We start from the raw sequence: 19,750 nt of genomic DNA, 5'->3' as shown, positions 1-19,750 counted from the left end.
TGATTCAGACCGGGCCGAGGCCGACGGACTCGGCGGCCTTGTCGGCGAACTCCTGACCAGCTTCGTCGTAGATGTGGTAGACCGCGTCGACGCCGAACTCGCGTAGCGGAGCCATCTCCTCGGCGTACTTGACGATGGCGGCGATCTTGCCGGCGAACTTGCGATGGTGCAGTTGCTCCATCGCGAAGATGTTTCCGGAGTGGTCTGGCATGGAAAGCATGACCAGCTCGACCGTGCCGGTAATGGTCAACTTGTCCCAGAAATCGGAGTCGGTCGCGTCGGCTTCGACGACGTGGTAGCCGTCGCGTTTCAGCTCGCGCACCTTGTCTTCGTCGACCTCGATGCCCAGTGTGTTGACCCCGTAGTGGTTGACGAGGCGGTCGTAGGCGCCTCGTCCGACACGGCCCATCCCGAGGACGACCGCACGTGCATCGTCGAGATCGATCGGCTGATCCCCCGGATGCAACTTGGCCGGGATCTGTTTCGGGAGGACGTCGGCGGCCTTCTCGTAGATGGCGTCGCTGAAGGTGTCGAGCAACGCAGCAACGACGAGGCTCAACGCGACGGTCAGCGATACGACCACCAGCCATTCGTCGCTCAGCCAGCCGTTGGTTGCGGCGATCGCGGCGACGATCAGACCGAACTCGGAGTAGTTCGTCAGATTGAGTGCTGCCAGCGTCGAGGTCCGGTACCGCAGCCGGAAGCCGGAGAAGATGAGCGCGAAAAGCACGCCCTTGAACGGAAGCGCGATGAGCAGCAGCAACGCGATGCCGAGCGATCCCCACGTCGGCAAGCCGGTAAGCCCGATCGACACGAAGAAGCCGACAAGAAACAGTTCCTTCATCTCGAACAGCGACTTCGACAGACCACCCGCAGATGGATGCGAGGCGAGCAGCATGCCGACGATCAGCGCGCCGAGATCACCCTTCAACCCGAAGTGGGTGAACAGCGCGTAGCCGACAACGAGTGCCAGCACCACGCCGTAGAGGATTTGCATCTCCCCGTGACCGACTCGGGGCAACAACGCGCGCATGATCGGAGCGGCGGGGATGAGCCCGAGCAGGAGAAAAGCCCACGGGCTGGGGATGTGGCCCGTCGATGCGGTGATGAATACGACGGCGAAGATGTCTTGCATAACGAGGACACCGATCGCGATACGGCCGTACAACGACCTCGTCTCGCTGCGTTCCTCCAACGCCTTGATCGCGAAGACCGTGCTGGAGAACGACAGTGCAAACGCCAGCACCAGAACGGTTTTCCACGTCGAGTCCGCGAGCAGTGCGATGCCGGTGAATTTCAGGATCAGCACCAAACCGACGATGACGCTGGTCGAGGCGACCATGTGGATGCTCGACGAACCCCAGACCTCGCGTCGCAGCAGGGTCCGCACATTCAGCTTGAGACCGATCGTGAACAACAGCAGTGTCACGCCGAGATCGGCGATCGTCTCCAGTGCTTCGGTTTCCTTGTAGCCCATGGCATTGAGCACGAAGCCGGCGCCGAGGAATCCGACGAGCGGAGGCAACCGCAAGATCATGGCCACGAGACCGCCCGCAAACGGCACCAGGAAGTATGCGGTCTCCAAAGTGTGCCCTCCCTATCGGTGTCCGAGAGTACCTGGGTCGCTCAGTCTTTCACGCCGCCAGCGGACACGCTGAGTTCAACCGATGCGTACGCCGCACTCCGACATCGTCGTCCGCAAAACCAATCCAGCTTCTGCACCGACGATCTCACCGACCAGTTCGACGTAGCGACCCACGAACTCCGGACCGTGCGGCGCCAACTCGACATCGGGTGGTGCGAGGTGGTGGGCAATTTCGTGCAGTACGACGAACTCCCGCAGTGCCCATGCAGTCCCACCGCGGTGCAATGGGACCGCGATGGTCGCGGTGCTGCCCTCGTAATGCGCGGCGCGCTCACCCCCACGCGCCCGGACCGTCACCGGTACCGACGCCCGCTCCCACTGCGCTCGCACCCAGTTCAGGCCCAGCACGGCATCGACGTACGTCTGGATCGACTCAACCGATGCAAACTTTCGCTCCACCGGCAGCGTGATCTTCGAACCGAACAGCTCCAACTCCCGCACGCCGTGCTCGTCGGCGCCGTCGAACACGCGGCGAACCAGCTGGTCCGCGTCGTAGACCCGGGCCCGCTGACTGTCCCGAGTCTGCGTCACTCCCCCGTCGCTTCGCTCGCCCCTGTCACTTCAGCTGCCCCCGCGCCGCACCCAATTCGGGCGCCGTGCCCAACCGCGCGGACCGTCCAGCGCGGTCCCCCGCCCGCCGCGCGGCATCGGAGTAACCGGCGCTCGCCCTCGATCCTCGCCAGGTGCCACGTGCCTTGGAAGTCTCCGAGTAGAAGTCGCGCAGCTCGATTTCCTTGTCGCGCAAAGCCAGCGCGGTGCCTGCCGATGTCGCCGAGGCAGCCAGGTTCTCCGCCGTCGCCTCGTCCTTCGCCGACGTCAGCCGCGCACCGATCCGCGCCGCGAAGGCGAGCTGGAAATTCAGCCGCGCCGTGACGCCCGCGACCTGCTCCTTCTCGCGATACTTCCCGGACTTGATGTAGGCGTCGGACGCCTTCACCATTTGGACCAGCAAGCTCGAATACAGCGCCTCGCACGCGTCGATGTCGGTGTCGAAGCCGTACGCGTAGACCTGAGCCGACGATTGCGCGACGTCGCATTTCACGTCGTTGGGCGTCGCGATGTTGACGAACAACTGGACGTAGGTCCGCAGGCCTTTTCGTCCAGGCTCGCCGATACGGATCATGCGTTGCGCGGGAACCGCTCGGCGTTCTCGGTTCGCCGCGTGCGAGCGGGCGACGGCGAGGTCGATCGATGATTGTGTGGCCAACCGTTGCGCGGCGGCCATGAAAGCATCTGCCTCGTGCGGATTGTCGGTCGACTCTGCCTGCCGCAGCAGCCCTCCGATTCGGCTGAGCATCTTGTCTGAACTCACCGCGCCGAGACTAATGGGAATGTCCGACAGATTCCGTTCCTGTCGGTTCCGTGCCAAAGTATCGTGCGATGTGCCTCGGGCGTCTGCTCGCTGCTGCCGCCGGACCCTTTACCCGATGGAGAATTTATGTCGTCAAAGAACAATGCATTGCTTCCGAAGGCTTTGGTGGCCGCAGCCGCAGCCGCCCTCCTCGCCGTCACCGGGTGTTCCAGCGACTCGGGCACGTCTACGGGAAGTACCGACACCAGCAAGGCCGAAGGCCGCGGGCCGATCACGTACGTCGAGGGCAAGGACACGACCGAGACCGGTGTCGTGAAGCAGCTGATCGACCAGTGGAACTCGACGCACCCGAACGAGAAGGTCACGTTCAAGGAGCAGACCAACAGCGCCGATCAGCAGCATGACGACCTCGTCCAGCACCTACAGGCGAAGCTGTCCGATTACGACGTCGTCGCGCTCGATGTGCCCTGGACCGCGGAGTTCGCGGCCAACCAGTGGATTCAGCCGCTCAAGGAAGCGTTCGAGCTCAACACCTCGGCGCTGATTCCGGCGACCGTCGCGAGCGCCACCTACAACGGCACGCTGTACGCGGCACCCAAGAACACCAACGGCGGCCTGCTGTACTACCGCAAGGACCTCGTCCCGAACGCACCGGCGACGTGGGCCGAAATGATCGCGTCGTGCCCGGTCGCGAAGCAGAACAACATCGGCTGCTACTCGGGTCAGTTCAAGCAGTACGAGGGTCTGACCGTGAACACCGCCGAGGCGATCAACTCAGCAGGCGGCAAGTTCGTCGGCCCCGACGGCAAGACGCCGGTGGTCGACAGCCCCGAATCGCGAGCAGGCCTGCAAGCCCTCGTCGACGGCTTCAAGAGCGGCGACATCCCGGCACAGGCGATCGAATACGACGAGCCGAAGAGCCAAGAGGCATTCGAAAAGGGCCAGCTGCTGTTCCTGCGCAACTGGCCGAACGTCTACGCCTCCGCAGAAGCCGACGGCTCAGCGGTCAAGGGCAAGGTCGGCGTTGCACCGCTGCCAGGCGTCAACGGCAAGGGCACCTCGACGCTCGGCGGTTACAACGTCGCCATCAGTGCGTTCTCGAAGAACAAGGCGACCGCGCTCGATTTCCTCCGATACCTCATCGGCGAGCAGGCGCAGCGAATCATCGGCGAGAGCTCGCTCCCGCCGGTCCTCACGTCGCTCTACGACGATCCGGCACTGATCGAGAAGATGGGCTACCTGCCGACGTTGAAGGAAGGAATCCTCAACGCCGTGCCGCGACCCGTCACGCCGTTCTACCCCGCCGTGTCGAAGGCAATCCAGGACAACGCCTACGCTGCTCTCAAAGGTGACAAGTCGGTCGATCAGGCGATCAAGGACATGCAGGCAGGCATCGCTTCTGCAGGCAAGTAAATCGGGAGAATTTCTATGGCTGTTCCTGCTGGTAAAGCCAGCGGAGCCGAGCTAGAACCCACTACGGCCGGGAGCAAGTCTCCCGGCCGTGGTGCGCGTTCGGGCAGCGCGAAAGCGCGGCTCGCGAGCCTCGACTTGCGGGCGTGGCTGCTGATCGGGCCCGCGATGATCGCGCTCGCGGTCGTCATCGGTTACCCGATCGTCCGCGCGATCACGATGTCCTTCTCGAAGGACAAGGGCCTCGACCCCGTGACGCAGTTGTTCGTCGAAGGTGGGAACGCCGGGTTCTCGAACTACACGCATTGGCTCCTTCAGGAATGCGCCTCGCCCTCTGGGGGAACGGCTGCGTGCCCGCCCGGAACGACGGGATCCCAGTTCTGGGCTGCTGTCGGCGTGACGCTGTTCTTCACCGTCGTGACCGTGTCGCTGGAGGCAGTCATCGGTCTCGGCATGGCGATCGTCATGGGTAAGACGTTCAAGGGCCGTGCACTGCTTCGCGCAGCAGTCCTGATTCCGTGGGCTATCCCGACCGCTGTGACGTCGCGGTTGTGGGAGTACATGTTCGCCTACGACGGCGTGGTCAACCGGGTGTTCGGCACCCACATTCTGTGGACGTCCGACGAATGGCCATCGCGCTTCGCGGTCATCATCGCCGATGTCTGGAAGACGACGCCCTTCATGGCGCTCCTGATCCTCGCGGGCCTGCAGATGATTCCCCAAGACGTCTACGAGGCTGCCCGCGTCGACGGCGCGTCGGCCCGGCAACGCTTCTTCCAGATCACGCTTCCTTTGGTCAAGCCCGCTCTGATGGTCGCGATTCTGTTCCGCACCATGGACGCGCTGCGGATGTACGACCTGCCTGCGATTTTGACCAGCGGAAACGACGCGACGCAGACCATTTCGATCCTCGTCATCGATCAACTGCGGCAACCGAATGCGGCCAACAGCGCCTCGGCACTGTCGACTATCACCTTCGTGATGATCTTCATCATCGCCTTCCTGCTCGTGAAAGGCTTCGGCGCCAACGTCGTTCGCACGCAGGAAGACCAGCGCCGGGGGCAACGAAAATGACGCACCGCAAACCGGAGACCGCTGCCGCAGTCCCTGCGCGCAAGTTCAAGCTCGGCTCGCTACGCGTGTACGTCGGCGTCGTCATCATTTTGGTCTGGGGGCTCGCGCCGTTCTACTGGATGGCGGTCACTGCGTTCCGGGATGCGTCGCACACCTACGACACGACCCCGTGGCCGACCCACGTGACGACGAAGAACTTCGAGAACGCCTTCGACACCGAGAAGGGCAGCAACTTCGGTCGCGCGCTCGTGAACAGCGTGATCATCGGCGGAGTGACGACGCTGATCGCGCTCACCATCGGAGTGTTCGCTGCATATGCGCTGGCGCGCATCACTTTCCGCGGCAGGTACGTCGTCGCTGGGCTGATCTTGAGCGCCTCGATGTTTCCCGTGGTCGCCCTCGTCACGCCGTTGTTCCAGCTGTTCACCGAGGTCGGCTGGATCGGCAAATACCAGGCGATGATCATTCCGAACATCTCCTTCGTCCTGCCGATGACGGTCTACATCCTCGCGTCGTTCTTCGCTGAGTTGCCGTGGGAACTCGAGGAGGCCGCACGCATCGACGGCGCGAGCCGTCCGCAGGCATTTCGCCTGGTGATGCTGCCACTAGCGGCACCCGCGGTGTTCACGACAGCGATCCTCGCCTTCATCGCCGCGGTGAACGAGTTCCTGCTTGCAAGCCTGTTGTCCTCGGACAAAACCGAGCCGGTCACAGTCGCGATTGCTCGTTTCTCGGGCAACGACCCGCACGACATTCCGTACGCCGCGATCATGGCGGCGGGCACGATCGTGACGATTCCGCTGGTGATCATGGTGCTGTTGTTCCAGCGCCGCATCATTTCCGGGCTGACTGCGGGCGGCGTCAAGAGCTGACGCCGCGGTTCGCGGATTTTCAGATTTGCCGAGCCGGTATGCAACCGTTGCTTGCGCGATCCTGTGCTTTTGCGGCGTGTAACCGTTAGGGTGAAGTCTCGACCCGACGCAGGATCCAGGTGGGAGGCGTCCTGGAGTCCGGAGGCTATTACTCGTGAGTTCGCAGCAGAACACGACGCTGACCGCATCGCGGTCGACGGCCGTGCGGCCCGAGACGCCTTCGAGCGATTCGGATTCCGCTGTGTCCGATACTGAAACCGCCGCTTCGCCGGACGCAAGCGGGCACCGTAAGAAAAAGAAGCCGAAGTCCAAGTGGCGCTACGTGCGCCGGACGCTCGCATTCCTCATCGTGTTGTCGATCGTCGTTCCAGCATCGATTTTTGCATGGACGTACCGCAACGTCGAAGTGCCACGCCCATCCGACATGCGGACCAATCAGGTAGCGACGATCTTCGCCTCGGACGGCACCAGCGTGCTCAGCAAGATCGTGCCTCCCGAGGGCAACCGGACCGAGGTTCCGCTGTCCGAAGTCCCCGTTCATGTCCGCAACGCGATGCTGTCGGCCGAAGACCGCAACTTCTACGGCAACCCCGGCTTTTCGATCACCGGCTTCCTGCGCGCGGCCCGCGACAACATTCAGGGCAAGGAAAGCGCCGGCGGCGGTTCCACCATCACGCAGCAGTACGTCAAGAACGCACTCGTCGGCAACGACCGCACGGTCGGCCGCAAATGGCGCGAGTTCGTCATCTCCGCGAAGATGGCCCGCGAGTGGAGCAAGGACGACATCCTCGCCGCGTACTTCAACACCATCTACTTCGGTCGCGGCACGTACGGAATCGCGGCTGCCGCTAAGTCCTACTTCAACAAAGCTCCGCGCGACCTGACGCTTGCCGAGGGCGCCATCCTCGCCTCGGTCGTACGCAGCCCGTCGCGCCTCGATCCGGAAACGCACCTACCCCAGCTCACCGAACGCTTCAACTACGTGTTGGACGGAATGGTCGAGATGGGCGTCCTCAAGTCGGACGAACGCGCGGGCATCGCCTTTCCGCCGATCGTTCCCGCTGCGGAGGTCGGCGACGAGAACGCCGCGCGCGGCCCTGAGGGACTCATTCGGACTCAGGTCAAGAACGAACTGACCGCGCTGGGTATCAGCGATTCGGATCTGAACACCGGCGGTCTGCAGATCACGACCACGATCGATCCGAAGGCGCAAGCCGCAGCGATCGATTCGGTCAACAGCGTGATGGAGGGTGAGCCTGCCGAGCTACGCACGGCTGTCGTGTCGATCGATCCGCGGTCGGGCGCGGTCCGCGCCTACTTCGGCGGCTTCGACGGAGCCGGCTTCGACTTCGCCCAAGCTCCATTGCAGACCGGTTCGGCATTCAAGGTGTTCGGCCTGATCGCCGCGCTGAAGGAAGGCATCCCGCTCTCGGCGATGTACAGCAGCGCGCCGTTGAATGTCGGGAACGGTCTGACCATCACGAACGTCGGTGGCGAGACGTGCGGTACGTGCACCATCGCGCAGGCACTCAAGCAGTCACTGAACACCAGCTTCTACCGCCTCGAGCTGGACATGGTCAACGGCGCGGAGAAGGTCGCACAGGCTGCGCACGATGCGGGCATCCCGGAGAACATTCCCGGCTTGCCGGTCAAGACTCTGACGCAGGACGGAGGGCCGCCGGAGAACGGCATCGTCCTCGGCCAGTACCAGGTGCGGGCCATCGATATGGCATCGGCGTACGCCACGATCGCCGCATCCGGCGTCTACCACGCTCCCCATTTCGTGCAGAAGGTCGTGACCGCGGACGGCAACGTACTCTTCGATCGCACACCCGACCCGGGCGAACAGCGAATCCCGAAGGCCGTCGCTGAGAACGTCACACAGGCGATGCTGCCGATCGCGGCATACTCCCGCAATCACCAGCTCGCGGGTGGGCGGCAATCCGCGTCCAAGACCGGTACTGCGCAATTCGGCGACTCGGGCCTCAACAAAGATGCCTGGATGGTCGGCTACACGCCGTCGCTGTCGACCGCGGTGTGGATGGGGACCGAGCAAGCTCAGGCGATCACCAATCTCAACGGTGCGAGCATCTACGGCTCGGGCCTGCCCAGCGACATCTGGCAGAAGACGATGAACTCCGCGCTGGAGGGAACCGAGAACGAGAAGTTCCCGTGGCCGGATCCGATCGGCGGCCAAGCAGGCGTTCCGACCTATACCGCTCCCGCGAAGCCCACGACTTCCGAGGCTCCGCCGCCACCAGACGTTCCGCCGATCGTCATACCGCAGCTGCCGCCGCTGCGAAATGTCGAGATCTTCCCAGGCATCGTGATACCTCTTCCAGGATGACCGCACCGACTCGGATCGTTGATGCGCACATGCATCAGTGGGATCCGCGTACGACCCCACGTGACTGGCGATTGACCCTGAACCCGCTGGTCTACGTGCCGCCGCTGCTGGATCTCGCATTCAAGTTCGTCTCGCGCTCGGACCGGGAATCCATCGCCGATCCGGCATATCTGGTCAACCCGTATCTGCTCGACGAATACGGATTCGACGCAGGCGATCTGCCGATCGACACTGTCGTTCACGTCGACTCGGGTTGGCACGGTCGTGGCGAGCTGGCACCCGTGGACGAGACGAGATGGATTGCAGGATTGCCGTTCGGCGACGGCGCGCCGAGGCTGGGGGCGATCATCGGCGCCGCCGACCCGTCCTCGCCGCGCTTCGGAAGCGTGCTGGATGCGCACGCGGACGCGTCACCGTTGTTTCGTGGAATCCGTTGTCTGGCAGCACATCACCAGGACAAGGGCGTTCGTTCCTGGACGACGAGAAACCGGCTGCTGATGCAACCGCGATTCTTGGACGGCTTCGGACAACTCGCCGAGCGCGACCTGGTGTTCGAGACCTGGGTCTATTCGCACGATCTACCGGATGTCACCGAGCTTGCACGAAGGTTCCCCGACACGACGATCGTGCTCGACCACTTCGGCACACCCGCAGGCGTGCTCGGGCCAGTGGGTCGGAGCACGGGACGGTCCGAAGCCGAACGACGCGGGCTCTTCGACGCCTGGCGTGACGACCTCTCCGCCGTAGCGCAACACTCGAACGTGGTCGTGAAGGTGTCCGGCCTGACGCTGCCGGTGCTCGGCCATCAGCTTCCGCTGCGGGGCCAGTCGGTCGCAGTCCCCGAACTCGTGGCACGCCTGCAGCCACTTGCGGACCACGTCATCGACGTGTTCGGCAGCGGCCGCAGCATGTGGGGCTCGAACTCACCGCTGGAGAAACCAGTATCGACCATGGCCGCAAATGTCGCGACCATGGTCGAGTTGGTACGGGATCGCGGTTCCGCCGCGGTCGCAGACATATTCGCTGCGACCGCCGAACGGATCTACCGCATCGCGCCTTAGGGCTATGCGTCGATGATGAAGGCTTCGAGCTCGGCGCGTGCCTTGTCGTCGGCCATCTGGATCGGAGGCGACTTCATCAGGTACGCCGAGGCCGGGTACACCGGTCCGCCGACGCCACGGTCGAGCGCGATCTTCGCCGCACGGACCGCGTCGATGATGATGCCTGCCGAGTTCGGCGAGTCCCACACTTCGAGCTTGTACTCGAGGTTCAACGGAACGTCACCGAAGGCACGGCCTTCGAGGCGGACGTAGGCCCACTTGCGGTCGTCGAGCCAGCCGACGTGATCGGACGGACCGATGTGGACGTTGCCTGCACCGAGCTCGCGCGTCAGGTTCGACGTGACGGCCTGAGTCTTGGAGATCTTCTTCGACTCCAAGCGCTCGCGCTCGAGCATGTTTTTGAAGTCCATGTTTCCGCCGACGTTGAGCTGCATGGTGCGCTCGAGGAGCACGCCGCGGTCTTCGAACAGCTTCGCCATCACGCGGTGGGTGATGGTGGCGCCGACCTGGCTCTTGATGTCGTCGCCGACGATCGGGACGCCCGCGTCCTTGAACTTCTGGGCCCAGACCGGGTCCGAAGCGATGAAGACGGGGAGCGCGTTGACGAACGCGACGCCGGCGTCGATGCACGCCTGTGCGTAGAACTTGTCAGCCTGCTCCGAACCGACGGGCAGGTAGGAGACGAGCACGTCGACCTTGGCATCCTTGAGCGCCTTGACCATGTCGACCGGCTCGGCGTCGGACAGCTCGATGGTCTCGGCGTAGTACTTGCCGATGCCGTCGAGCGTCGGGCCACGCTGGACGACGACGTTGGCCGGCGGCACGTCGGAGATCTTGATCGTGTTGTTCTCGCTCGCGAAGATCGCCTCGGAGAGGTCGAAGCCGACCTTCTTCGCGTCCACATCGAAGGCCGCAACGAACTTGACGTCGCGAACGTGGTACTGACCGAACTTCACGTGCATCAGACCGGGGACCGTGGCGGTCTCGTCGGCGTCCTTGTAGTACTGCACGCCCTGCACCAGGGAGGAAGCGCAGTTACCCACGCCCACAATGGCTACGCGCACCGTGCTGCTGTTCTCACCCATGGTCGGGCTCTCCTTCTTTAGGTAATGCTGATGTCGTTGATTGCTCGGCGGCAATCAGTTCGTTGAGCCAACGCACTTCGCGCTCGCTGGATTCGAGGCCGAGCTGGTGGAGCTGCTTGGTGTAGCGATCGAGCGAGCCACTGGCGCGCCCGACGGCCTCACGGAGCCCTTCGCGGCGCTCCTCGACCTGACGTCGCCTGCCTTCGAGAATCCGCATGCGCGCCTCGGCGGGCGTGCGGCTGAAGAAGGCGAGGTGAACGCCGAAGCCATCGTCGGTGTAGTTCTGCGGACCGGTGTCGGCAACAAGCTCGGCAAAGCGTTTCCTGCCGAGCGGAGTCAACTCGTACACACGCCGCGCACGGCGTTTGATCGGACCCACAACGCCTTCCTCATCGGCGATCAATCCGTCGGCCTGCATACGGCGCAGCGTCGGATAGAGCGACCCATAAGAGAAAGCGCGGAAGGCCCCGAGGAGACCGGTCAATCGTTTCCGCAATTCATAACCGTGCATTGGCGACTCCAGGAGTAGCCCGAGAATTGCCAGTTCAAGCACGGACCACACCCCTTTCGAGTCGACAACCATAACTACTTGATGCGATGGCTAACTATATCGCACCGATATAGTTTCACATAGTGCTGCTCAACACAGTCGACGGACATAGTGTGCCGAGACTGGCTGGTCGAGCGAAGTTGGGCTTACTACCGACCGCTCTTCTGCAGCGAAATGATGTCACCGGCCAGCGCGGCCTTGATATAGCCGCCTTCGTGCACCTCGTTGTCGGCAAAGACGTAGATCGCGGGACCGCCACGTTCTGTGCGGACCGCCACGTGACCCACCTTCGCGTCGGGCACGCCGAGCAGCTGCGGAGCACTCGCCATCAGGCCTGCCATCGCGTCGACGTTGACCGCGCCGAAGTCGATGACCTGGGTATTCGGGTCTCTGGAGTCGAGTGAGCCTGGCTCGAAGCCACCGCGGAAGGTGTAGTCGCGGTCCCGGTTCGCCTGCTCAGCGCGAGTGACGATCGCATACGGCCCATCGGGGTAGAACAGCCATTGATCGCCCAAGGTGTCGCCGAACTTCGCCCGGTACAGCTCGGTGAAGGTCCGCAGACCGTCTGCTGTTGTCAGGTTCACCTTCGGCGCGACGATGGGTACGGCCTCGGTGGGGAGCAGCGTCGTCGGCGCGGTCGACGTGGTCGCGGTGTCGGTGACATCCGCCTTCGGTGGCTTCCCGGAGAGCACCAACCACGCAGCGAGGGCGATGCCGACGGCGATCAGCACGACGAGAAACCACGGGAATTGCGATGCACGCGGCGCCGCAACGGGCGGCGCCATTGAGCCTGGCGCTGTTTGCAGATCGGTTACCAACGCATCCAGCTGCGTCAATGTGACCGCGTTCCTCGCACGTTCGACGCGCGACTGGTGCTCGCCGTAATCGAGCTGACCGTCTGCGCGAGCGTTGTCCAATACGGCAATCGTCGTCGACCGATCGAGGTCGCGCGCCCGGACTTGCGGCTCAGCTCTGTATGCCACGGTCCGCTCCTATTGTCCGGATGGGTACACGGCCAGGAACGAGCCGTGGATGTCGAGCGCGAGGTGGCCGCTCTCCTTTTTGTCGTTGCTCGCAAAGACCAGCACTTCAGGTTCCTCCTCGCCCGCCCTGATGACGAGGTAGCTCTGGTCGACTCGGCTCAGGTTCAGGCTGGTGCCGGCACCAGCGATAACGGACGCGACCTTCATGATGTCCACCGTCTTCAGATCGACCATCGGAAGGTCCTTGCGCGTGCCCGAGTCGGTCGGCTCGCGGAACTCGCCGTTGTAGTAGTAGCTCAGTTGCTGCAGCGGAGCATCTTCAGCTGCACGGAAAACCACCGCGTACCCGGGGTAAACGGTCAGATCGTCGACCGTTGCGTTGCCGAACTTGGCGCGAATCGCCGCGATCACCTCGGCCAGTCCGCGCGGGGTCAGATAGCTGTATTGCTCACCAGCGGTATTCACCTCGTCGTCGGATTCGTTTCTGCCGCCGGCAGCCCAGATGAGTAGACCCATGACCAGCAACGTCACGATGGCTGGAACCAGAAAACGAACGATGTTGTGCTGTTTGCGGGCACGTGGCTTCGTCATCGACGGCAGCACGGTCCCGGACTGCAGGTCCACGGTGAGTGCCGCCAGCTGGCCCAAGGTGGTGGCGTGCAACGCGGTGGTCAGCCGCTCTTCGTGTTCGCCCGGAGAAAGCTGACCGTCGGCATACGCCTCGTCCAGGCGCCTGGCGGTATCTGCGCGATCGTTGTCGTTCGCGCGCTTCTTCGGGGAGAGCGAGGGCGGCACGCGCACAGCTTAGTTTTTCCGGACACGCCCTGGGAACCGACACGGCAGAAGGCCCAACGGCCCCCACCGAAAGGCAACGGACGTACTCTGGTTCTCGTGCGAATACAGCGGCAGGTCGTGGACTACGCGCTTCAGCGTCGGTCCCTGCTGGCCGAGGTATACGCCGGACGAACGGGTGTATCCGAGGTGTGTGACGCGGGTCCGTACCTGCTTCGTGCCGCCAAGTTCCACGGCCGGGCCAGCAGTGTCGTGTGTCCCATTTGCCGAAAAGAACAGCTGACTCTCGTATCCTGGGTGTTCGGCGACAGGCTCGGACCGGTCTCCGGATCGGCTCGAACGTCCGAAGAATTGGTCCGACTCGCGGCTACGCACGAAGAATTCTCCGTGCACGTCGTCGAAGTGTGCAGGACATGCAGCTGGAACCATTTGGTTCAGTCGTACGTCCTCGGGGTCGCCCCCGCGCCAAAGCGCACACGCCGCTCGTCGCAAGCCCACGAAGCGAGCCGGCGCACCGCGATCGAATAGCCCACATACATCGGCGGTTCCAGGACTTTGTCCTGAACCGGGCCGAAGACCGTTCACGACCACGGGAGTTTGCTCAGTGACTTTTCCCCACGACGACCTGCCGGAAAACAGCGGGCAACCCCGCCGACCGTCCGGACCGCCTCGGGGCTCTGGGCGCAACGTGACTCCGCCGCCGAACATGCCGCTCCCGCGCACAGCCGGTCCGGCGCGTCACGCGAGCGAAAGAATCCCGCCCTTGCCGCCCCAGCGACCTGATTCGGAAGCTGCGACGGTTCAGTTCGGCGCAATCTCCGACGGTCCGCGCCAGGAGCCTGCTCCCGTGGTCCGCAAGACGCCGGAACGCCCACGCACCGCTTCGACCCCACCGCCGCCGCGCGGTCCGCTAGGAGTGTCGAAGAACGGCGGGTCGGGAGGCGGCAAACCGCCCCGCAACAAGAAGTCCCGCTGGCGGACCGTACGGCGCGTGCTCTACACCCTCGTCGCCCTGTTCCTCGTGCTGCCGATGGTCGCGTTCCTCGTCGCCTACGTGATCGTCGACGTACCTCGCGACATCAAGACCAACCAGGTGGCGACCATCTACGCCGACGACGGCACCTCAGTCATCAGCAAGGTCGTGCCGCCCGAGGGCAACCGCACCGACGTGAACATCGATCAGGTACCCGTTCACGTTCGCAATGCCGTCATCTCCGCCGAAGACCGCGACTTCTACTCGAACCCGGGCTTCTCGATCTCCGGATTCGCCCGCGCTGCCCGCGACAACATCCTCGGCAAGGAAAGCGCCGGCGGTGGCTCCACCATCACGCAGCAGTATGTCAAGAACGCGCTGGTCGGCAACGACCGGACCATCACGCGAAAGATGCACGAGCTCGTCATCTCATCGAAGATGACCAGGGAGTGGAGCAAGGACGAGATCCTCGCTGCCTACCTCAACACCATCTACTTCGGTCGCGGCGCCTACGGAATTGCGGCAGCGTCGAAGGCGTACTTCGACAAGCCGGTCGAGGCGCTCACCGTCGCAGAAGGCGCGGTCCTGGCGTCGTCGATTCAGCGGCCGTCGCAGCTCGACCCGGAAACCAACCTGGCCGAAGCGCAGGCTCGCTGGCTCTACGTACTCGACGGCATGGTCGAGAGCGGCACGCTCCCTTCGGCCGAACGAGACACGCTGGTCGCAAAGGTGGACGGCAAGATCGCCAACTACCCGATGCCGGTCCCACTCGCGAGCTTGCCGAACCCTAATCAGGACAACGGTCCAGAGGGCTTGATCAAGGCGCAGGTGTTGCGTGAGCTCACCGACGCTGGCATCAGCGAGCAGGCCCTCAACACCGAGGGACTGCAGATCACCACGACGATCGATCCGAAGGCACAGACCGCAGCTGTCGACGCGGCGACGTCGACCATGGAGAACCAGCCGGAAGATCTTCGCACTGCTGTCGTGTCGATCGACCCCAAGACCGGTGCGGTCCGCGCGTATTACGGCGGCGCCGACGGCAAGGGCTTCGACTTCGCGAACTCCGGCCTGCAGACCGGCTCGTCCTTCAAGGTCTTCGGTCTGGCCGCAAACCTCGAGGCCGGCATTCCGCTGTCGAAGATGTACGACAGCTCGCCGTTGACGGTCAACGGCATCAGCATCGGCAACGTCGAAGGTGAATCCTGCGGCACCTGCACGATCGCCGAGGCCTTGAAGCGATCGCTCAACACCAGCTTCTACCGGATGGAAATCGCGCTGACCGACGGACCGGCAAAGATCGCCGACGTCGCCCACCGTGCGGGCATTCCGGAGGAGATTCCCGGTGTCGGCAAGACGCTCACCGAACCCGACGGCGCCGGTCCCAACAACGGAATCGTGCTCGGTCAGTACCAATCTCGCGTGATCGACATGGCATCTGCGTACGCCACGCTTGCCGCGTCCGGCACCTATCACACGCCGCACTTCGTCCAGAAGGTCGTGACCGCAGACGGCAACGTCCTGCTCGACCGCGGCAATCCGTCGGGTGAGAAGCGGATAGACGCCGCTGTCGCGGACAACGTCACGTCGGCGATGAAGCCCATCGCCGCGTACTCGAACCGCCACCAGCTCGCCAACGGACGGCCGTCAGCCGCCAAGACAGGCACCAGCCAGCTCGGCGACACCGGCGAGAACAAGGACGCGTGGATGGTCGGCTACACGCCGTCACTGTCGACCGCGGTCTGGGTCGGTACTCCGCAAGGACTGCCGCTCCGCAACAAGGGTGGCGGACCCATCTACGGCTCCGGCCTGCCGTCCGACATCTGGCAGGAAACGATGAACGGCGCGCTGGAGGGCACCGACATCGAGAGCTTCCCCGTGCCCGGTGAGATCGCCGGTCAGGCAGGTGTTCCCGACTACACCGCGCCGTATGTTCCGCCGAAGACGACCACGCCGACGGTGACGACGCAGGCACCGCCGACCTTGAACCTGCCACCGTCGATCGAGATCCTCCCGGGCATCACGATTCCGGTCCCCGGTGGGCAACCGCAGACGACGCAACCACAGCCGACGACACAGCCACCAGCTGCGACGACGACACAACCTGGGCCGCTGCCTGGTCAACCCGTCGTACCGAACAACGTGGCGCCCAACCGAGTTGCACCGAACTACGTGGCACCCAACAACGTGGCCCCGAACAACGTGCCGCAGTACAACTACAACGGCGGGCAGTTGCAGCCGCAACGGTAGCCTCGACCGGTGACAGACGAACGGACGTGGATCGGTCCTGCACCGATCGCCGGTGACCTGCGGTCGGCCGAGTGGCGTGATCTTCCCGGCCGCACCGACCCACTGACAAGCGAGCTGTCCAAGGTCGTCGGCGGTCCGGTGGGTGCGCACGCGCTCGTCGGCCGTACCCGGTTCTTCACGCCGATGCGGGTGTTGATGCTGCTTGCCGTCGTGTTCCTCAGCCTCGGCTGGTTCACCAAAGCAGGGTGTATTCAGCAGGCGCCGAACGGTCCGCACGGTGAACTCGGCCTCGACTGGAGTGGAAACCGGCAGTACACGGCGTTGTGCTATTCCGACACGGTGCCGCTCTATGGCGCCGAGCGCTTGATCGAGGGCGCATTTCCGTACAAGAAGTCATGGACCGAAGACGGGCCCGGCGGTCAGCCCCAGGTGCGGTACATGGAGTACCCCGTCGTTTCCGGGCTCTACCAGTACGCGTCGATGGGGCTCACGAAGGCGTGGCGATCCGCATCATGGTTGCCCGGTGCGATCGAAGTTGCGATCTACTTCAACATCGTGGCCTTCGGCCTCGCAATGGCCTGGCTCGTAACCGTGTGGGCGACTGCGCTTTTGGCAGGTCGACGGGTGTGGGATGCAGCGTTGGTTGCGTGTTCGCCGCTTGTCATCGTCCACGCCTTCACCAATTTCGATCCCCTGGCCACGGCGTTCGCCGCCGGGGGAATGTTGGCCTGGGCACGACGGCAACCGGTACTCGCAGGCGTCTTGCTGGGCATCGGCGGAGCCACGAAGCTGTATCCATTACTTCTGCTCGGACCGCTACTCGTGCTGTGCTTACGCGCGGGCAAGATACGGTCCTGGCTACCGGCATTCGGGGCAGCGATCGGCGCATGGGTGCTCGTGAATCTGCCGATCGCTGCACTGTTTCCGACAGGCTGGTCCGAGTTCTTCCGATTCAACACCGACCGCCACGCCGATCCCGATTCCCTCTACAACGTGGTCACCTCGTTCACCGGCTGGGCCGGCTTCGACGGTCAGTTGGCTGACGGCGAAAAGCCTGTCCTACTCAACCTGGTCTCGCTCGTGGCGTTCGTAGCGGTGTGCGCGGTCGTCGTCTGGATCGCACTGACCGCTCCGCGCCGACCTCGCGTCGCGCAACTCTGTCTACTCGTCGTCGCCGGCTTCCTGCTGACCAACAAGGTGTGGAGCCCGCAGTATTCGCTGTGGTTGGTGCCGCTCGCCGTGCTGGCTCTCCCCCATCGCCGAATTCTGTTGGCCTGGATGGGCATCGACGCCGTGTTATGGGCGCCGCGGATGTATTACTACCTCGGCGAAAGCAACAAAGGGCTGCCCGAGCAGTGGTTCACCGGCACCGTCGTCATTCGCGACCTCGCTGTTATTGCCCTCTGCGCCTTGGTGATCCGCCAGATCTACCGCCCACAGGAAGACCTCGTGCGGTACGGATTCATCGACGACCCCGCCGGCGGCGATCTCGACCAGGCTCCCGACAACCCGCCGACCTGGCTACCCGCGTGGCTCCGGCCCCGCGTCGACCTCGACATGGCGACCGCCAGATAGCAACAGCCGCACCCATCGAGATGGGTGCGGCTGTTTCGAACCGTTCGAGCTAGCTAGCCGACGACTTCTCCAACTCAACCTCGCGGGCATCTTCGCGTCGGTTGCGGATGACGCTGGTGATGAATGCTGCGCCGATCAGGAACACACCGACCAGACCGGTGACTACCTCCGGGATGTGGATATTTCCGACGGTGATGATCAGGATGACGGCCAGCGCGCCGATCGCCCAATGTGCACCGTGCTCCAGGTAGACGTACTCCGACAGCGTGCCCTTGCGAACGAGGTACACGGTGATCGACCGGACGAACATCGCGCCGATGAAGCCGAGGCCCAGGGCGATGAGGATCGGATCTGCGGTGATCGCGAATGCGCCGATGACGCCATCGAACGAGAACGATGCATCGAGCACTTCGAGGTACAGGAACAGGAAGAACCCTGCCTTGCCGGTCGCGAGCGCCGCACCCGACGGACCTTGGTGGTCTTCGGGGTGGAACATCGAGCCGAGTCCGTCGACCGTGATGTAGACGACCATGCCGAGAATGCCGCTGACCATAACGGTCGCGACCTTGTCGTCGGCGGCGAGCAATTCGGCAGCCAGGATCAGTGCAATACCGGTGACGACAACCGGGATCATGTCCAGCTTGCCGACCTTGGCGAGCGGCTTCTCCAGCCACGACAACCAGGTGATGTCACGCTCTTCGAAGATGAAGTTGAGGAACAGCATCAACAGGAACGCTCCACCGAACGCCGCGATCTGCGGATGCGCGTCGGTCAACAGGGTCTCGTAACTCGGATCGCCGTTCGGGAAGTTCGCAGCATCGTTGGCCGGCGGGTTCAGCGCCAGGTCGAAGGCCCTGAACGGGTCCAGACCAGCGGTGACCCAGACGATTGCGAGCGGGAAGACGAGCCGCATACCGAAGACGGCGATGAGGATGCCGACAGTAAGGAAGATTCTCTGCCAGAACTCGCTCATCCGTTGCAGGACGGTCGCATTGATGACCGCGTTGTCGAAGGAGAGCGAGACCTCGAGGATGCCGAGGATTGCGCAGAGCGCCAGCGCCTCGGGTCCGCCGTACAGGAACGCGACTATCAGCGATATGACGGTGACGACGATGGACGCGCCGAATATGCGCAACACGGAATCGTGGCCTTTCTATGGGCAGAACGTGGTGTTCGACATGACGTGACGATACGTAGGTCCCGCAACAATGTCAGGACCTACGTATCGAAACAGACAAACTAGACGTTCACACCGTAGTCGCGTGCGATTCCGGCGAGACCGGAGGCATAGCCCTGACCGATTGCGCGGAACTTCCACTCGGCGCCGTTGCGGTAGAGCTCACCGAACACCATGGCGGTTTCGGTCGACGCGTCCTCGCTCAGGTCGTAGCGAGCGAGCTCGCTTCCGTTCGCACGATCGACGACGCGGATGTACGCGTTGCGGACCTGACCGAACGACTGCGCGCGGGTGTCGGCGTCGTAGATCGAGACGGGGAAGAAGATGCTGGTGATGGTCGGCGGTGCTGCAGCGAGGTCGACGTTGATGACCTCGTCGTCGCCTTCACCTTCACCGGTGGTGTTGTCGCCCGTGTGCTCGATCGCGCCGTCGGGTGACTTGAGGTTGTTGAAGAACACGAAGTGCTGGTCGGAGAGCACCTTCTTGTCCTCGCCGGTTGCGATGGCGCTCGCGTCGAGGTCGAAGTCGGTCCCGGTCGTCGAACGGATGTCCCATCCGAGTCCGACTGCGACCGCGGTGAGGTTCGGCGCTGCCTTCGTCAGTGAAACGTTGCCGCCCTTGCTCAAGCTGACACCCATTTGGGG

At 63.6% G+C, this 19,750-nt stretch carries 17 protein-coding genes; 8 read left to right on the top strand and 9 right to left on the bottom strand.

Annotated features, from left to right (window positions below; genetic code table 11):
- Window positions 1–4: 4 nt before the first annotated feature.
- The 3 genes from FGL95_RS11455 to FGL95_RS11445 all read right to left on the bottom strand — a co-directional run bounded on the left by FGL95_RS11455 (window position 5) and on the right by FGL95_RS11445 (window position 2,957).
- On the bottom strand, window positions 5–1,585 hold the full coding sequence (locus FGL95_RS11455; protein ID WP_169586689.1) for a cation:proton antiporter family protein: 1,581 nt from the start codon (window positions 1,583–1,585) through the stop codon (window positions 5–7).
- 75 nt (window positions 1,586–1,660) lie between these two features.
- Window positions 1,661–2,176, bottom strand: coding sequence for a TIGR04338 family metallohydrolase (locus tag FGL95_RS11450; protein ID WP_169586687.1), 516 nt, complete (start codon window positions 2,174–2,176; stop codon window positions 1,661–1,663).
- Window positions 2,177–2,201: 25 nt separating this feature from the next.
- Entirely contained in the window at window positions 2,202–2,957 is a 756-nt protein-coding gene (locus tag FGL95_RS11445) for a DUF2786 domain-containing protein (protein ID WP_169586685.1), read from the bottom strand.
- Window positions 2,958–3,083: 126 nt separating this feature from the next.
- Between FGL95_RS11445 and FGL95_RS11440 the strand changes: the two genes are divergently transcribed.
- The 5 genes from FGL95_RS11440 (at window position 3,084) to FGL95_RS11420 (ending at window position 9,721) form a co-directional block, all read left to right on the top strand.
- Window positions 3,084–4,370 carry an ABC transporter substrate-binding protein gene (locus tag FGL95_RS11440; RefSeq protein ID WP_169586683.1) on the top strand — a complete coding sequence of 429 codons (1,287 nt, stop codon included), beginning with the start codon at window positions 3,084–3,086 and terminating at the stop codon, window positions 4,368–4,370.
- Between the two features lie 15 nt (window positions 4,371–4,385).
- Window positions 4,386–5,441: a carbohydrate ABC transporter permease gene (locus FGL95_RS11435; RefSeq protein WP_169586681.1), complete on the top strand. Its 1,056-nt coding sequence runs from the start codon at window positions 4,386–4,388 to the stop codon at window positions 5,439–5,441.
- Window positions 5,438–6,313: a carbohydrate ABC transporter permease gene (locus tag FGL95_RS11430; RefSeq protein WP_169586679.1), complete on the top strand. Its 876-nt coding sequence runs from the start codon at window positions 5,438–5,440 to the stop codon at window positions 6,311–6,313. The genes FGL95_RS11435 and FGL95_RS11430 overlap by 4 nt, the downstream gene beginning before the upstream one ends.
- Before the next feature lie 202 nt (window positions 6,314–6,515).
- A complete protein-coding gene (locus tag FGL95_RS11425; protein WP_420838037.1) occupies window positions 6,516–8,660 on the top strand; it encodes a transglycosylase domain-containing protein in 2,145 nt (714 codons plus the stop codon).
- Window positions 8,657–9,721 carry an amidohydrolase family protein gene (locus FGL95_RS11420; RefSeq protein ID WP_169586677.1) on the top strand — a complete coding sequence of 355 codons (1,065 nt, stop codon included), beginning with the start codon at window positions 8,657–8,659 and terminating at the stop codon, window positions 9,719–9,721. Before FGL95_RS11425 ends, FGL95_RS11420 begins: the two co-directional genes overlap by 4 nt.
- A 2-nt stretch (window positions 9,722–9,723) precedes the next feature.
- On the opposite strand, the gene FGL95_RS11415 is transcribed toward FGL95_RS11420, so the two are convergent.
- The 4 genes from FGL95_RS11415 to FGL95_RS11400 form a co-directional block, all read right to left on the bottom strand.
- The gene (locus tag FGL95_RS11415; RefSeq protein ID WP_169586675.1) at window positions 9,724–10,806 is read right to left on the bottom strand and encodes an inositol-3-phosphate synthase; all 1,083 of its coding nucleotides are present in this window, start codon (window positions 10,804–10,806) and stop codon (window positions 9,724–9,726) included.
- Window positions 10,799–11,359, bottom strand: coding sequence for a helix-turn-helix transcriptional regulator (locus FGL95_RS11410; RefSeq protein WP_169586673.1), 561 nt, complete (start codon window positions 11,357–11,359; stop codon window positions 10,799–10,801). The genes FGL95_RS11415 and FGL95_RS11410 overlap by 8 nt, the downstream gene beginning before the upstream one ends.
- 146 nt (window positions 11,360–11,505) lie before the next feature.
- Window positions 11,506–12,339, bottom strand: a complete 834-nt coding sequence (locus FGL95_RS11405; RefSeq protein ID WP_169586670.1) for a DUF1707 domain-containing protein — start codon at window positions 12,337–12,339, stop codon at window positions 11,506–11,508.
- Window positions 12,340–12,348: 9 nt separating this feature from the next.
- The gene (locus tag FGL95_RS11400) at window positions 12,349–13,134 is read right to left on the bottom strand and encodes a DUF1707 domain-containing protein (RefSeq protein WP_169586668.1); all 786 of its coding nucleotides are present in this window, start codon (window positions 13,132–13,134) and stop codon (window positions 12,349–12,351) included.
- A gap of 96 nt (window positions 13,135–13,230) precedes the next feature.
- Between FGL95_RS11400 and FGL95_RS11395 the strand changes: the two genes are divergently transcribed.
- The 3 genes from FGL95_RS11395 to FGL95_RS11385 all read left to right on the top strand — a co-directional run bounded on the left by FGL95_RS11395 (window position 13,231) and on the right by FGL95_RS11385 (window position 17,929).
- Window positions 13,231–13,659: a DUF5318 domain-containing protein gene (locus FGL95_RS11395; RefSeq protein ID WP_338079819.1), complete on the top strand. Its 429-nt coding sequence runs from the start codon at window positions 13,231–13,233 to the stop codon at window positions 13,657–13,659.
- Between the two features lie 178 nt (window positions 13,660–13,837).
- Window positions 13,838–16,354, top strand: coding sequence for a transglycosylase domain-containing protein (locus FGL95_RS11390; RefSeq protein ID WP_169587064.1), 2,517 nt, complete (start codon window positions 13,838–13,840; stop codon window positions 16,352–16,354).
- A 9-nt stretch (window positions 16,355–16,363) separates the two neighbouring features.
- Window positions 16,364–17,929, top strand: a complete 1,566-nt coding sequence (locus FGL95_RS11385) for a glycosyltransferase 87 family protein (protein ID WP_169586666.1) — start codon at window positions 16,364–16,366, stop codon at window positions 17,927–17,929.
- A 49-nt stretch (window positions 17,930–17,978) separates the two neighbouring features.
- On the opposite strand, the gene FGL95_RS11380 is transcribed toward FGL95_RS11385, so the two are convergent.
- Both FGL95_RS11380 and FGL95_RS11375 read right to left on the bottom strand, forming a co-directional pair.
- The gene (locus FGL95_RS11380; protein WP_169586664.1) at window positions 17,979–19,067 is read right to left on the bottom strand and encodes a DUF475 domain-containing protein; all 1,089 of its coding nucleotides are present in this window, start codon (window positions 19,065–19,067) and stop codon (window positions 17,979–17,981) included.
- A 101-nt stretch (window positions 19,068–19,168) separates the two neighbouring features.
- Window positions 19,169–19,744, bottom strand: a complete 576-nt coding sequence (locus FGL95_RS11375; RefSeq protein ID WP_169586662.1) for a TerD family protein — start codon at window positions 19,742–19,744, stop codon at window positions 19,169–19,171.
- Window positions 19,745–19,750 lie beyond the last annotated feature (6 nt).

It is taken from the genome of Antrihabitans stalactiti (assembly GCF_012932915.1).
GTDB lineage: Bacteria > Actinomycetota > Actinomycetes > Mycobacteriales > Mycobacteriaceae > Antrihabitans > Antrihabitans stalactiti.
The sequence above is the reverse complement of the archived record's forward strand: the minus strand, read 5'-3'. Positions and strand labels throughout refer to the sequence as shown.

Excerpts from the sequence above, each read along its gene's own strand:
- FGL95_RS11440 (WP_169586683.1), top strand. The coding sequence starts at position 3,084 with ATGTCGTCAAAGAACAATGCATTGCTTCCGAAGGCTTTGGTGGCCGCA.
- FGL95_RS11390 (WP_169587064.1), top strand. The coding sequence starts at position 13,838 with ATGCCGCTCCCGCGCACAGCCGGTCCGGCGCGTCACGCGAGCGAAAGA.
- FGL95_RS11415 (WP_169586675.1), bottom strand. The coding sequence starts at position 10,806 with ATGGGTGAGAACAGCAGCACGGTGCGCGTAGCCATTGTGGGCGTGGGT.
- FGL95_RS11375 (WP_169586662.1), bottom strand. The coding sequence starts at position 19,744 with ATGGGTGTCAGCTTGAGCAAGGGCGGCAACGTTTCACTGACGAAGGCA.
- FGL95_RS11420 (WP_169586677.1), top strand. The coding sequence starts at position 8,657 with ATGACCGCACCGACTCGGATCGTTGATGCGCACATGCATCAGTGGGAT.
- FGL95_RS11430 (WP_169586679.1), top strand. The coding sequence starts at position 5,438 with ATGACGCACCGCAAACCGGAGACCGCTGCCGCAGTCCCTGCGCGCAAG.
- FGL95_RS11435 (WP_169586681.1), top strand. The coding sequence starts at position 4,386 with ATGGCTGTTCCTGCTGGTAAAGCCAGCGGAGCCGAGCTAGAACCCACT.